The sequence below is a fragment of the Ruminococcus sp. 1001136sp1 genome (assembly GCF_039841815.1).
In the GTDB taxonomy this organism is placed as follows: Bacteria; Bacillota; Clostridia; order Lachnospirales; family Lachnospiraceae; genus Blautia_A; species Blautia_A faecis.
In genome coordinates this window covers 1-13,648 of sequence record NZ_JBDPGY010000039.1, presented here as the reverse complement: position 1 = coordinate 13,648, position 13,648 = coordinate 1, and the positions used below count along the sequence as shown (strand labels likewise).

Here is a 13,648-nt window from a genome sequence, read left to right as displayed (position 1 = left end):
CCTTCGGCTATATCCTTCCCACTACCGGGCGGATTCGGGACTTTAACCCGTTAGAAACGTGCGCCGCCAGGCGCACCACGCAAAAAAGGAACTGCCATCATGACAATTCCTCTTTTATACTTATTCAGTTTTCTCTTCCAGAAGGCTGCTGTGAACATACGCCTCAGAGCCTTCATAGTCAATCTGGATCCAGTCTCCGCTCTCACCTTTCTTGACTACTTCTGTCCCAGCGGACAATCCACCAATCACTTCTGCATCACTGCTGGCTGCTGCACGGACATTACAATCCTCTGTCACTACCAGCGTAGTTCCATCGGCTGTCTCTGCAGATCCTGTGACATCCTCACCAAGACCATCAAGGAAAGCAGCAAGTGCAGGATCTGCAGTCTGTGCATCCTCATACTGCTTCTGTACCTTGGCCTTCAGCTCCTTCACGTCGTCATCCTGACGCAAAGAAACTTCATATTTCGTTATCTCGTCGCTGTCATCGTGAGCAGCGCCGTCAATCTTCCAGTTCCCGTCTGTGTCCTTTACCACATAGAACTCAGCAAGCGCAGGTACCTTTGTATCAATCCCCTGACAGATGTAGTAAAAACAGGAATATACTACATAGGAATCGTCATCAAGCCCCTTTTTCGTGTAGATATCACCAGCTTCATACCCTTCAATGTACTTGGCATTGGTAATCTTAGACTCGTCTGCCGGTGCAAGATTATCTACCAAAGTACGCAATGTGGTAATATCTTTATCCCCCAGAGCTGTGTAATAGCTCTTGATCAATGAAGTAATCTCTTCATTAGCTTTTTCCATGGGATTGGCGTCTTTCTTCCCGTCAGTCTCCCCATCATTTGCCGGAGAAGAAGGAACATTTCCCTGGTCGTTGTCTGCTGTTACCTGCCCATCGGCTGTATCCTTGCTGGAATCGCCCTTCCCGCTTCCCATAAATGCACGGATACCGAAAAACAGGACAACCACGATTAACAGAATCGCTCCGCCAAGCATAAAATAGCGAAGGTTATCTGATAACCATTCTCTGAAATTATCCAAGTTCTTGTCCTCCTTAATACAACGCACCGGAACGCCCGATCGTTCCAGGCAATACACCTGAAGGGAATCGAACCCCCGCACATGGTACCGGAAACCACTGCTCTATCCACTGAGCTACAGGTGCATAAATTCGAAAGCTGCATTATCATTAGTTACTGTCTAACATTTAAACAGCAACCTCATATACAACCACTTCGACTAAAAAATTATAGCACAATATCGACTGGATGTAAAGTTTTTTCTTTTGACGGAATAGTTATGTCAGTTTTGAAAAAGGGGCTGTCGGGAAATAGACAGCCCCGCCCTCATCCGGGCAAAATCTCCCACAAATTGTGACGCACATCTTGCAGAAAGCCTTTTTCAAACACGCTCTAGTACTCCATTTTTACTCCATTTTCGTAATAAATAGCTTGAAATTATAATAATTTACGTGAAATACACCACTCTCTCAACCCTTGGAAATACTGGAAAAATCAGGTGTTCCGTAGAGGTCGTATGGGGTGCTCTGATATACGTAATAATTACATTTATTTGCACCCCATCTGGTTACAATAAATCCAGTAAAATCAAGGGATTCCAAGGCTCTACGCCATATCATTTTTCTGTACTACCCCATTTTTACCCCACGGTATCACCCACAAAATTTAATAACTTTTTCATTACTAGCTAAATTTATCTCAGCTGCCGGATCCGGGAGATCAATTGAATCTTCAAGAAGTTGCATATCATTCACTTTTTTATGCTCCATAACCGCAGTATATAAATCCATTGTCATCTGAAGAGAAGCATGGCCAAGATAGGCTTGCACTGTTTTTGGTACAATTCCAGCTTCAAAACATCTAGTAGCAAATGTATGTCTGAAGCAGTGTCCTGAAAAAGTTTCCATCAAATCCAACGGATCCCTCATCAGATTCACTTCCTGCACGATTCTTTCAATTGCATCGCAATATAATTGTGCATTTAATGGAGTCCCGAGCTTCGTAGTAAACAGGAAATCAGGAAATTCCAAATTCTTCCTACAAGTTTTCGCCATTACAATTTTATGCTGAATAATCTGTTTTTCTAATGCTTTACGGCAATATGAATTAATTGGAACTGTCCTTATACTTGTTTCTGTCTTTGGTGGTCCCAGATGGAACGTCTTACACTCATCACCCTCCAGTTTCTGATACAACAACGTACGCTTCACATGAATAACATTATTTTTCCAATCAATATCATCTTCCGTAAGCGCATACAATTCTCCTGGACGTAAACCAGTATTTACAGCAACTACAAACATATTATTATAGAATGTACCGGCGGCACATTCAAAAAAGTCTGTCTGATCCTCTTTGCTGAGCGCCTTAATCTCATTCTGTGGCTTATTCTTTGGCAATCTTACACCTTTTGCTGGATTACGGATAAGGAACTGATCTTCCATTGCTCTATTAAGCATATCAATAAGAAGAACCTTTACTTTGTTCAAAGACTCATACTGATATCCTTTTTTTGACATATTATTCACCAAATCTGTAATCATCAATTTGGTGATATTTACTAAACGAGTTTTTCCAAGAACTGGTGAAATCAACCTTTTATACATTGAATTGTATGTAGTTTTTGTGCTGAGACGGACAACAGGTTCTTTATAAACCCGCATCCATTTTTCGTACCACTCATCCAATGTTATTTTTTCATCAACAATATTTGACAGCTTTTGTTCGTTTAGTTCCGCCTCTGCCAGCTTAGCTTTTACTTCTTTCACCGTTGTACCATAGACGGATCTTCTGTCGCCGAAACGGTCTACATACCTTCCATGATACACCCCGTTTTTTCTTTGTGTAATGCCTTTTCCCAATTCCTTTCCTTTTAAATTTTTTCCCATTCTTTCACCTCTTATTAACTAGAGGTGCGTAAATGTTATTTTTTATAGCACTAATCTTATCACACACCTCCGTTTCCTGCAATCATAAATAAACAGTTTCATCTAAATATGATTCCAGTCTGTTTTTTTTGATAAGCGCTTTCTTACCATTGAAAAGCACAAAATTGCAGCAAGGTTCTTTTATCATATCGCGCAGTTTGTTTTTACCAATGTTGAAATATTCAGCAGCCTCATCAATCGTCAACAAATATTTCTCAGACATAATAATCACCTCCCAAATCAAAAAAGCACCCAAAAATCAACGTTTTCGTGATTTTTGGGTGCAATTGCACACACTACCGTTATTTCCATCCATCCCGAACCAAATCGGAATAAGAGTTTATGCAGCGTCTGCTGCCAAATACCATTTTTATAATATCATCCATGAAACTATGTGTCAATTTCATCACAGTTTCAAATATGTAGCATTAAAGTTTTATTATTATCGCTTAATTATCATAAAAAGTTATAAACTCAACATTTACGCTACCTCCAGCGTATTTATTGAAACCTCATATGAAATTCGCTTCTGAGTTTCATTTTCCTCGATCCGTTTTTTGTACTCCCGGCTTTGGATTCTGCCCCAGACCATCACACGGGTTCCCACCTTAAGATCAGCCGCATAGCGGGCGGTACTCCCCCAACAAATGCAGGGTATGTAATCTGATTTTCCAAAAGACCGGTTCACAGCCAGAAGCAGATCCGTAATTTCTTTTTTCAGAGGGGTTTTTCGGTAAACTGTAGGTTTACAGATTGTACCTTCCAGAAGAATTCGATTTGTGTAATCCGTCTTAGAGTCATTTACCTCTACAAATTTCACTTCCCTGGCAAATACATAAAGCTCTAATCGAGTATGGTTTTCTTCACGTAGATTATGTGAATGAAATTCCCCATAAATTTCCGCAAATTCACCAACGCGGCTCTTCGTAATATCTGCAATTTGTTCCGATATCAACACCGGAATTGTATCTACAGAATCGCTGAGGCGCTTAACCTGAAGCTCCGCCTTATAAAAGCATTCTCCACAAATCTTATGACTAAATGTAAAATCCATTGCAATCTTACCAGTGATAACAACCTGGTTGTCGTCAAACATTATATAGGCCATAGTATCTTTATCCTTTCTCTCTTTTGTTTACCATTTTATGCGGCGTTCTCCATCAAATCCTCTTCCAGGATATCCGCAAGCAACTTTCCAGTGAATCCAAATCCATTCACTTTTACTTTCTTTTTCCGCAAATCTTCGATTTCTTTTTTCCGAAGATCCCGGCTCTTTAGCGAAAGAATCTTATCTTCTTTATTGAGCTTACGTGTAAGCTGCTTCTGCCACTTCACCAAAAATTTTTTTGCTTCCTCAATGTCAGGATTTTGACGGTCAAAATAAGTACGCTTCTGGCGTACTGTTCCATCAGGTTCCACTTCCAATGTATAATAGGGTTTCTCTGGAGTATCTGTTTTTCGTAGAAACAAAAGATAGGATTCCTGTTTTGCCATACGGTCAAAATAAGTTTCCTTTCCAGTAATGCAATGCTTTAGTTCATTTCCCTCTGCCAAAATATCTTTTACATTTCGCGGTGCTACAATCTGATACTTTTGATCTTTATATTCATATTTTTTCAGACTTTCGCAAACCGCTTCTATTGTAGGAAACTTTTCCACGACCTCATCTGCTTTCAAATCCATTTCTTTATCTCTCAGCATTTGGATCACTTCATTATGCCGCAGTTCCAGCTTTCGTACCCGATATACAATGGAATCCTTTATATTCAGGTCAAGTTCTTCAGCCATATCAAGATAATCCTTCCATGTACCCAGAAGATCTCTTGGCGTTTTTTCACTTTGGCTCGCCTGCTTTTTCAAATAATTTCTAATCTGCTCCGGATTCATTCGATCCAGTATGAACAATAACTCTGTTGGATCAATCTTGTATTTTGAGAACCAGGCAATCACATCATCTCTGATCATCTTTCCCAATCCCTTTTCAAAAACCAGCCATTGAAGGAATACAATTCCCCCCTTATTATCTCGAAGTCGATTTAACCGAAACTTATCAATACCCAGCGCATGGCTTAAAGAATTGGATTCTTTAAAATAAACAGATTGATCTGTTATTATCATTTCATTTACCAAATGATTCAGGCCTGCCTTAGCCAGCTGTTCCCAATAGGGATATTCTTTTAGTTTTTTAAAATAAGTTACCGGCTCTACTTTTTCACTTTTCTTAGCCAATTCATAAAATCCGCTTCTCTTAAATTGTTCATTATGAATTCCATAAAGAGACTTTTTATAAATACGTCCCCAATAGCGTGGCTCATATTGTCGATAATATAGATTGCCTGTACGTAATTCTCCCTGAATCCATCTTCGCTCTTCCGTCTTGTGACAGTATCCCCAATAAAACTCCTTTTCATTAAGGTCCTCGTCATAAACAAATCTGCGTTGCTCCCACCAGATATATATTGGCTTTGTGTAAGCAATCATATCATACTTCACATATGCTCTGAATTCACGCACAATCAAGCCATCACCACAGGTTTGTAACAGGTATGCGCTTTCCGTTTCCGTCATCACCGTTCTCTGTCTTCCAATTGGTTTGTATTGAATTTTATGACTGCAGTTAGGGCATATGCCCTTCTTATTATATTTCGGATCTTTTATAGGGACATTTCTTTCACACCACGTACAGTAACCAGTATCTGCCTTTTTCTTTTTGGAGTATTGATAAAAAATATAGTTTTCTGTGATCCCTACCTTTTTCATCCATTTATCCCAGTCTTTTGGTGTTTCTTTTACACAGTTCATCACCTTGTCCCATTCCCGCGTAATCTTCCGATTTTTTTGTATTCTTGTTCTTCTCCGCACCTGCTCTTCAAATTCCCAAATACTATCATATATTTCATTTTCCTTACAGTTTTCTTCTACTGTTTTCCGGATTATTTCCAGGCTTTTTAAGTCGCACCATGCATGATGTTTCTTTACCCCATTTGGGTATTCGATTTTATCCAGCATTTTATTTGTCCAGCTCTTTAGCCGATAATCGTACCCTATGAAACAATCTTTTTTCTTATCAATGAACAACGTATACAAAGGGCGTCTTCCACCTGCTGCTAAAATTTCTGTAAAGAAAAATCCAATCTTTACAATGTTTTCTTCCTCTTCCGCGCGTATAAGCATGCCAACCGGGTATGTCATTTTTTCATAGGGCATATTTCCAATAATCGGGACATCGTTTTCTGCCACTTGTACCATTTCATCTGTTGCTTCCAATATTTTCATTTTTTTTAACTTTTGTTTTTCCATTTAATTCGAATTCGTCCTTTCTGAAGTTATTATATAAATTTAGGGTTAGCTGCTCAGCCTCATCCTTATGCGCATTTGCCGTAACCCACTCCTGTTGCAAAGCTTCAATCTGTTCGACAGAAAGTCTCTTCTTCATAAATCTTTGTTCTGTATCATTCAGAGACTCCCAGCCCTTTTTCACAATCTTTCTTTTTGTCTGCTCCAGGCGTTTCTCTTTTCGTTTCTGTTTCCACTTCTTATTCGCTTTCGCAAAGTCTGCTTCATAGCTAACATTTATTCCTGCTTTCTCATCTTGAAGATCCTGTACTTTATCGCGAATCAAGCGTGCTGCGACCCTAACATTCAGAATTTCCACCTTCAAATCTGGATCATACAACGCCTGCATAGAATAGCCATTGAACCATTCTTTTCTAAAAATATCCTCCCGGTTTCTTTTTGCAATTTCCTCACAGATATCGACCGAAACCTTGCTCTGCAGAAATTTCTTTCCCCTTGTGATCGTCACTACAGGTTCACCAGCAAAAAAGGTATCGTCTTTTCGAATGGTAGATACCTTTATATCGTAGTAGATATTCCCGCTTTTTTCAGAAAGAGTTCTGCCTTTCAACGTGCAGTAATCGCCAGGTTCACATCTACACCTCATTGGATCATAGTTTAGGCTCCATTCCTGCTTCTCGTAGTTATAAGACATATGCATCTTACAAATACAGTTTTTATGCTGTTCCTTAAATTTCTGAAACAATTCTTTCTTTTTCTGATCTGCCTGGTTTTCCAAATATTCTGCACTTTTTTCATACTGGTAATCTGATACCATATGGCAGGCACAGAAGCCGAAATTATCTTCCCTTAATAAGGGATGATTCTGTTCACAATTTTTCTTATGCCATGGACACCGAAAAACGACATTATCATTTTCAAAGCAGAATGTTTCCTCCAGGTAATCTATATCGTTAATACATTTTTCCCAACTCACGTATAGACCACAGCCAGACATAAATGCTTTCTTTTCCAGATAATCTTTGGTATATATAAAACCGCCGCATGAATTTTCAAGTGGTGACTTTCCCAGCCTTCCGTTTCCGATTCGAACATAGTCCGGATAGTGTTCCGCCGTATATCCTTGAAGAAGCAGCTCCTGTGTCAACAAATTGTATTCGTATCCCTCGGACATTTTCTTCTCCTCTTAACAAAAGATACGGCAGGAAATTCCCGCCGCATCTCGTTCCTTATCATTTAATTTTCCTCATCCATACGGATTGTTGTAACTAACATTTTTAGACTGCCTTGAAGCATAATAAATTTATCCTCTTCCCTGCAGTAATAATAGACCTTATCCGTTAAAAACTCCTTTTGGAATGTCATTCTCGAATTGGAAGTTCTTAATAAATTCTCAAGCTCTTCTAAGCTGCAAAGTTTTGAGCTGTGTATCAGGGCTTCATGCACACTGCTAAATACCACATAAAAATCCCCATCCATTAATTCCACCAGTTTTTTTATCACTTCTGGATACAGGACTGCCACAGCTCCATTTGTGAGTCCTTTTACGCTAAGACAGATTCCCTCCTTCTTTTTTTTATCCGAAATAAAATAGGGATCCACATTCATGAAGTCATCACCAGCATACCCCGGAGTGTACATCATTTTTTTGAAATCATAGATTCTTGGAGACAATATACGATAACTGTTTAAAAGAGCATCGTGTAAAACATCGTCTTTTTCCAAGCCCCATGTTTCCAAATATTCCGATCTGACTTTCAAATATGTAATCCCATTCTTCAGGGTTCCTGCATGCACATATAACGTGATTGCAATGTCCCCCATTGTTTTATATACGGCATTTTTCAGTTCATGCCTGTGTTTTTCCAGGTTCAAAAGCCCCAGAAAGAGATGTTCCCTGACTTTTTCATAGTCATTCAGATATCTGGTATTTTCCATATTTCCCACTCTATCCAGGTCACACTTCACCCTTGCTTCTATGTTTTTCATAGAAGTTCCTTCTACATAATCCTGGTAAAGTTCTTCCACAAAAATCCCGCAGATGTCTTTTCCGGAATCCGTTTCAGCGCAGACTACAAATAACCGGTCCCCATTTGCGGTTATTCCGGTCTTTTCTTTTTTCTTAAAGAAAACATAGTCCTCTGGAAGATGAGCAGCTTTTATTATCCATTTCCGTAATTTCTGGACAAATTCTTCATACGTTAAACGCTGACACATATAAAATTTCCGTTTCCTTTCTTATAATCCGTAAAACCTTATCATTGCTATTTACAACGGAAGCCTTTCAACACAGCTTGCCGGTAAAGTTACCTTTGATACCACCTTTTTCCATTTCATTATTTTCCGGGCACCTCTGTCATAGTAATATATTTCATCTGTCAGAAAATCTTCGTCCGGGGTAGCCTCTTTAAGTGTCTCTTTTAAAATTCTTTCAAGATCTTCCGGACAGGACATCCTCTTAGGATGAATCATTGCCTCATGGACACTTGTAAATACAATGTAGAAATCATCATCCATAAGGTCTGCGATCCTTTGTGCCACATCCGGCAGAAAAACAGCCACAGCCCCATTGGTACGAATACTTGTAGAAAGACAGCTACCAGCAATTCTTTCCACAATATTTTCTTCATAATTCATGTCCATAAAGTCGTCGCCCTCATAAGCAGGATTAAAAAGCAGGCGTTCCCACTTATAAATTCTTGGGGGAGTAAGGGAATATGTATTCGACAAAGCATTCTCGTAGGCTTCGTCCTCATCCATTCCCCAGTCTGCCAGACTGGCTTTGTGGATTTTCATGCTGGAGATACATCCATCCCTCTGTCCAACTTTCATATACAAAACACAGGCTATGCCATCCACTTCTTTATACACGGCATTTTCCAGTGCCTTTTCATGTTTCTTTTTGTTTAAAAGCCGTATAAACAGGTCTCCCTTTACTTTGGAGTAATTATTTACATTCTTTGTTTTTTCGAAGAATCCAGCCTTACTTATTTTTTTAATTTCTTCTGTAACAGTATCTCCGATTTTATCTACAGAAACACCATCCAGGTAATCCTCATATAACTCTTCCGTATGGATTCCACATACTTCTTTCCCTTCTGAACTTACACGACATTCCACAAATAAACGGTCTCCATTCTGAGCCATTCCCTCTTCATCTTTTGCTTCAAAATAAATTCGCTCTTCTTGCAGATTTAAAGCATCTAACAGATACGCTCTTAAGTTTTCGACAAACTTCTCATAACTTAAAATTTCACTCATAGTATTTTCATTTCCTTTCGTTAGGATTATACAGATACTGCTTACCACTTAACTATTACACAGCCTTATCTACCTTTCTAATAATCAGTGCGCTTCCTTTAAATTAACCGTAGTAAAGTTAACCTTTACTTTTTCCATATATACAGAAAGCTTATCTTCGATTCTGCTATAGTAGTAGAGTTCTTCTGACAATGAATCTTCATACCAAATACCATTATCATAGTCGGTTTCCATTATATGGAGTTCATCCTTAATATCTTCTAAATTACTCTCATTTACACTGTAAATTGAACTTTCGTTTCTGCTTGTAAATAAAATGTACAAATCACTTTCCATAAGCTGTGCCAGTCTTTGAAGGACACCAGGGAAAAATACGGAAACCGCTCCATTTTCTTTTGCATTGGTGCAGAGCTGAACCCCCATAACTTTATCACTTTTCGATAAGCAAAATGCTCCATTGTCCATAAAGGATCCTCCCGACTTGTTCTTACCATTTGTATAAATGAAAGGGGGTGTCATCTGGCAGGTATTTTTTAACGCCTCTTCCATAACAGCCTCTTTTGTCATTTTCCATTGCTTCAAATGCTGATTTTTTATCTTCACACAAAAATACTCGTTCGTATTACTAAGCATCATATACACGACACAAGCGATATCTCCAACATCCTTATGCACTGCATCTTCCAACTCAAGCGAATGCGCTTTCTTGTTTAGCGGTTTTACAAAAAGGTATTTTCTGATTTTTTGGTAACTGTCTGGAGTCATCTCGCCCTCTAACATGCCAACCGTTTTCAGTTTCTCGATTTCATCTTGTACAGAATATGAAATTGACTCCATCGAACTCCCTTCCATACAACGCTCATATAAATCTTTCACGTCAATACCGCACAGTTGTTTTCCACTTGAATTTTCAAATGCCTCCACAAATAAGCGATCCTTATTATCTATGGCTTTCTTTTTAAAAAATATTTGCTGTTCCTGTAAATGCAAAGCATTTAAAAGCTGTTTTCTTAATACCTCAACAAATTCCAAATATCCTAACTTCATCGTAATAATCCTTTCTGCGGCTTCTCTATGACCGCTGATCCAGCATCCAATTTTCAATCTGCAATTCCGTACCATTCATTTTCCTTATATCTTATGCCATCCACACAGAGCTGGTTTACATATATAATCTCATTGCTGTCAGGCTCTTCCTGGACAAGAATAAGAAGATCATTTTTCCTTCCTTTTGCTTTTGGTTGTTTGCCGCGTACAATTACGAATCCATTATTGCCCACACCTGTTTCTTTGCAAACCAGGCTGCACCATGGGCGGTCCGGATGTATTGCCATATACGCAGCTCCCCGTAGTAAAAGCATTGAAAAATCCAGTTCCTCCTTCAGTTCCATCTTTGTGCACGAGATTTTGGTATCCCGGTCATCTTCATCCAGATCTCCAAATGCTTTCACTACAAAATACCTGGAGTTTCTCCAATTCGGATAGTGAACAAGACAATCCAGCGGATTTTCCGCACAATGGAATCCATTCTGTCTGCAATTTGCCTCCGTTGTCTCATTGATCCCATATCGTTTAAATTGGTAACCCAGACACACCAGATTTTTTCCAAAGCCTTTATACGCAATCATTTTCTCATGCCCCTAAATTAAATAAAGAAAGCTGCTCCGGTTCCTCTTTCTTTTTCGCTACTGGCTTTGCTGTCACCAGCGCCTCTTCCGAAACATCTTTCTTTGTATCTGAATCATTTGATTTTGTTGACAATGCCCTGATAGATTCCGCTTTCTTCCAGGCTTTCTTTATTGTATCCTTTTCTTCCTGCGCTTTTTTCTCCATATCCTTACGGTCATCCAACAGGTAATAGTCTATTACCCAGGCAAATACCTCTGTAGAGCCAATCGCAATACCAGTATTTTGCCCCACACCAGCTTTTCCCTCTTTCTTTGCCTTTTTAAGTGCCGTCTCATATGCCTTTTCATGGACATATTCGATACAGCGCCGCAACGTCTTATGGGGCTGGAGGATCACCTCTTTCATAACAGGATCTTTTCTAGCAAGGTCTAAAAGATACGTGCCAATCACAGTCGCATACCCAGGATCCTGCAAAAGAAGCATTTCTTCTGTCAGCTTTTCGGTTGCAGACGCAGATTGCCGGGTTAACAAAACCTTCAGCAGAAAATTCCTTTTTCCCGCTATAAAAGCATCCATGTCCTCTTTGGATATGGAATGTTCTTTTGCAAGACTTTCAATTGCCGCTACATTATGACAGGTTCGGTAATGTTCCGCCAGGACATTTATTTCCTCTATGCTTTTGGCTAATTTTTCCAGCATATAAAACTCCTCCCGTCATTATGCAGCTTTGGAGGCGTGATTTTCTGCATTTCCGCCAGCTGCCGCTCTTTGCAGTTCCTTAGATTCCTTATCCAGCTCATTTACCAGATTTAGGATTACCCGGCGTACCCAAAGGTTTCCATTCCACTTCTTTTCAAGCGCCTCCGCACTCTCCACAATGGCTTTCCATGCTTCATCGTCCAACGCACAATGTCTATATTTCTTATAAAGCGGATAAATCTCATACATGGCCTTTTTGACATCCACGTAGATAATAGAATCCACATTGGACAACAATCCCATCAGGACCGGATGTTTGTCATATTTTTGGATCAGCTCACGGATCCCAACTGGTCTTTCTCCTGTGTACAAACCTAAAAAGTCATTAAATATCGTTCCAACTGTATTTATATTTCTACGTTCCATTCATGTCCTCCTCTGCTCTTTTGATTCTCGCTGTTACAGTTTCCGGTAAGCATTCAAACGCATCTGCAATTGCGTTTTTACTGTAGCCTTCCAGAAACAGCTTTTTCATCATTTTTTCCTGCTCTTTTTTCTTCAGCTTTTTCAGGGAGGAATCCCTGATCTTATGCTTCAGAATTTTTTTACTTAACGGATGATCCGGTCCATATTGATAGATCTTCCAGGCCTCCGCTGCATTTAGTCCGCAGACAATTGCCAGTACCAGGCAATAATAGCCTGCATACTCTTCATTTCTTATGCCCTCACCTTCTTTATAGTTCTAACATTTTTCGGTTCCCGGCATTTTCCATTTATGCATGTCGTCCTTCCTTTTCCTGTTCCATGTTTCTCATCCGACATACTTCTATTTTTTTCGAATTATCCCTCTTCTCCTTCCTTTTGTATTTGCTCCCTTTGCCTAGATTCTGAATTTTTGACAACAAAAAAAGACACCAAAAATCCATTCCAGGTTTTTGATGTCTTTCTATATTTCTCAGATCTATTGTCTCAAATGATTGCTCCCGGTATTTTGCCAGGACTAAACTTCTTCTGCATAGGGTGCTATGCATAAACGATAATTCGATTATAGGATAACACAATATATAGTGCGTGTCAATGTTGCATTTCCATATATTGTGTTTATGTATGAACCATTTATGATAATGTCCTAATATACCATAAAGGAAAATGTCCCAATGTAGTATAATGCTTCCATCAACAGATGGAGGTAACGATTATCAGAAAGGTAGAATTATCAATGGATGAACAAAAGAAATATGAGGTGATCAAATCATTGGCAGATCATCCAGCCCCTAACAAGCAGAGAGCTGCCCTTAGTCTTACATATGTTTTCATACTGGGATTTCTTAAATTATTCTCTATCTTTTCAAGATGGGATACACTAATCCCAGTTTGTTCAGCCAACATTTCCCTAGACAGCTTTCTCTCCGCCCTGAATTTACGAATAGTTTCCCCTATCATTTCCCTCTGCATGTTTTTTCCTCCAGATTTTGTATTTATACTTATTAAGTTTTTTTATAAAGGAAGCAGGCATATAACAGCCTGCTTCCTTTTTCCTAGCTCCTTATTCAATATTGGCTGTGAGAATCTTATATATTCCTTTTGGTCATAGCCTTCAAATTCTTTTTAAACCCAATCACACATGTTGCATGATAGCCTTTCTATTGTTTCTCGACTCTGTCATTGTATTAGCAAAGTTTACTTTTACAATTATCTCAACTTAAACAAAAGGAAAAGCCCCCCGAATGAGCAATGTCATTAAGTTAGTATGACGCATAAAGATCTCTATATCTGAAATGGTATAGGGGTCTTTTTATTTTTCGAAAA

At 39.1% G+C, this 13,648-nt stretch carries 15 protein-coding genes and 1 tRNA gene; all 16 read right to left on the bottom strand.

Annotation, left to right across the window (positions count from 1 at the left end; all coding sequences use genetic code 11):
- Positions 1–120: 120 nt before the first annotated feature.
- Positions 121–1,047: an SH3 domain-containing protein gene (locus ABHC48_RS19925; RefSeq protein ID WP_243284615.1), complete on the bottom strand. Its 927-nt coding sequence runs from the start codon at positions 1,045–1,047 to the stop codon at positions 121–123.
- Positions 1,048–1,099: 52 nt separating this feature from the next.
- Positions 1,100–1,171, bottom strand: a tRNA-Arg gene (locus tag ABHC48_RS19920).
- Between the two features lie 324 nt (positions 1,172–1,495).
- A complete protein-coding gene (locus ABHC48_RS19915; protein WP_195700451.1) occupies positions 1,496–1,645 on the bottom strand; it encodes a hypothetical protein in 150 nt (49 codons plus the stop codon).
- Between the two features lie 33 nt (positions 1,646–1,678).
- Positions 1,679–2,914 (bottom strand): site-specific integrase, encoded by a 1,236-nt coding sequence (locus ABHC48_RS19910; protein WP_118581337.1) that lies wholly within the window; start codon positions 2,912–2,914, stop codon positions 1,679–1,681.
- Between the two features lie 82 nt (positions 2,915–2,996).
- Positions 2,997–3,176, bottom strand: a complete 180-nt coding sequence (locus ABHC48_RS19905; RefSeq protein ID WP_118581334.1) for an excisionase — start codon at positions 3,174–3,176, stop codon at positions 2,997–2,999.
- 258 nt (positions 3,177–3,434) lie between these two features.
- Positions 3,435–4,061 carry a single-stranded DNA-binding protein gene (locus ABHC48_RS19900; RefSeq protein WP_195700449.1) on the bottom strand — a complete coding sequence of 209 codons (627 nt, stop codon included), beginning with the start codon at positions 4,059–4,061 and terminating at the stop codon, positions 3,435–3,437.
- Positions 4,062–4,096: 35 nt separating this feature from the next.
- Positions 4,097–6,253, bottom strand: coding sequence for a PcfJ domain-containing protein (locus ABHC48_RS19895; RefSeq protein WP_195700448.1), 2,157 nt, complete (start codon positions 6,251–6,253; stop codon positions 4,097–4,099).
- Positions 6,204–7,424, bottom strand: a complete 1,221-nt coding sequence (locus ABHC48_RS19890) for a hypothetical protein (protein ID WP_195700447.1) — start codon at positions 7,422–7,424, stop codon at positions 6,204–6,206. The genes ABHC48_RS19895 and ABHC48_RS19890 overlap by 50 nt, the downstream gene beginning before the upstream one ends.
- Positions 7,425–7,486: 62 nt before the next feature.
- Positions 7,487–8,467 carry a DUF5688 family protein gene (locus tag ABHC48_RS19885; RefSeq protein ID WP_195380374.1) on the bottom strand — a complete coding sequence of 327 codons (981 nt, stop codon included), beginning with the start codon at positions 8,465–8,467 and terminating at the stop codon, positions 7,487–7,489.
- A gap of 51 nt (positions 8,468–8,518) precedes the next feature.
- Entirely contained in the window at positions 8,519–9,511 is a 993-nt protein-coding gene (locus tag ABHC48_RS19880) for a DUF5688 family protein (RefSeq protein ID WP_195700446.1), read from the bottom strand.
- Positions 9,512–9,595: 84 nt separating this feature from the next.
- On the bottom strand, positions 9,596–10,558 hold the full coding sequence (locus ABHC48_RS19875) for a DUF5688 family protein (RefSeq protein ID WP_195380376.1): 963 nt from the start codon (positions 10,556–10,558) through the stop codon (positions 9,596–9,598).
- Positions 10,559–10,611: 53 nt separating this feature from the next.
- The gene (locus ABHC48_RS19870; protein ID WP_195380377.1) at positions 10,612–11,139 is read right to left on the bottom strand and encodes a hypothetical protein; all 528 of its coding nucleotides are present in this window, start codon (positions 11,137–11,139) and stop codon (positions 10,612–10,614) included.
- 4 nt (positions 11,140–11,143) lie between these two features.
- Complete coding sequence (locus tag ABHC48_RS19865) at positions 11,144–11,839, bottom strand: Cas9 inhibitor AcrIIA9 family protein (RefSeq protein WP_195700445.1); 696 nt, start codon at positions 11,837–11,839, stop codon at positions 11,144–11,146.
- An 18-nt stretch (positions 11,840–11,857) separates the two neighbouring features.
- Complete coding sequence (locus tag ABHC48_RS19860; RefSeq protein ID WP_195380379.1) at positions 11,858–12,265, bottom strand: hypothetical protein; 408 nt, start codon at positions 12,263–12,265, stop codon at positions 11,858–11,860.
- The gene (locus ABHC48_RS19855; protein WP_264292699.1) at positions 12,255–12,377 is read right to left on the bottom strand and encodes a hypothetical protein; all 123 of its coding nucleotides are present in this window, start codon (positions 12,375–12,377) and stop codon (positions 12,255–12,257) included. The genes ABHC48_RS19860 and ABHC48_RS19855 overlap by 11 nt, the downstream gene beginning before the upstream one ends.
- 725 nt (positions 12,378–13,102) lie before the next feature.
- Positions 13,103–13,294, bottom strand: coding sequence for a helix-turn-helix transcriptional regulator (locus ABHC48_RS19850; protein WP_195700444.1), 192 nt, complete (start codon positions 13,292–13,294; stop codon positions 13,103–13,105).
- Positions 13,295–13,648 lie beyond the last annotated feature (354 nt).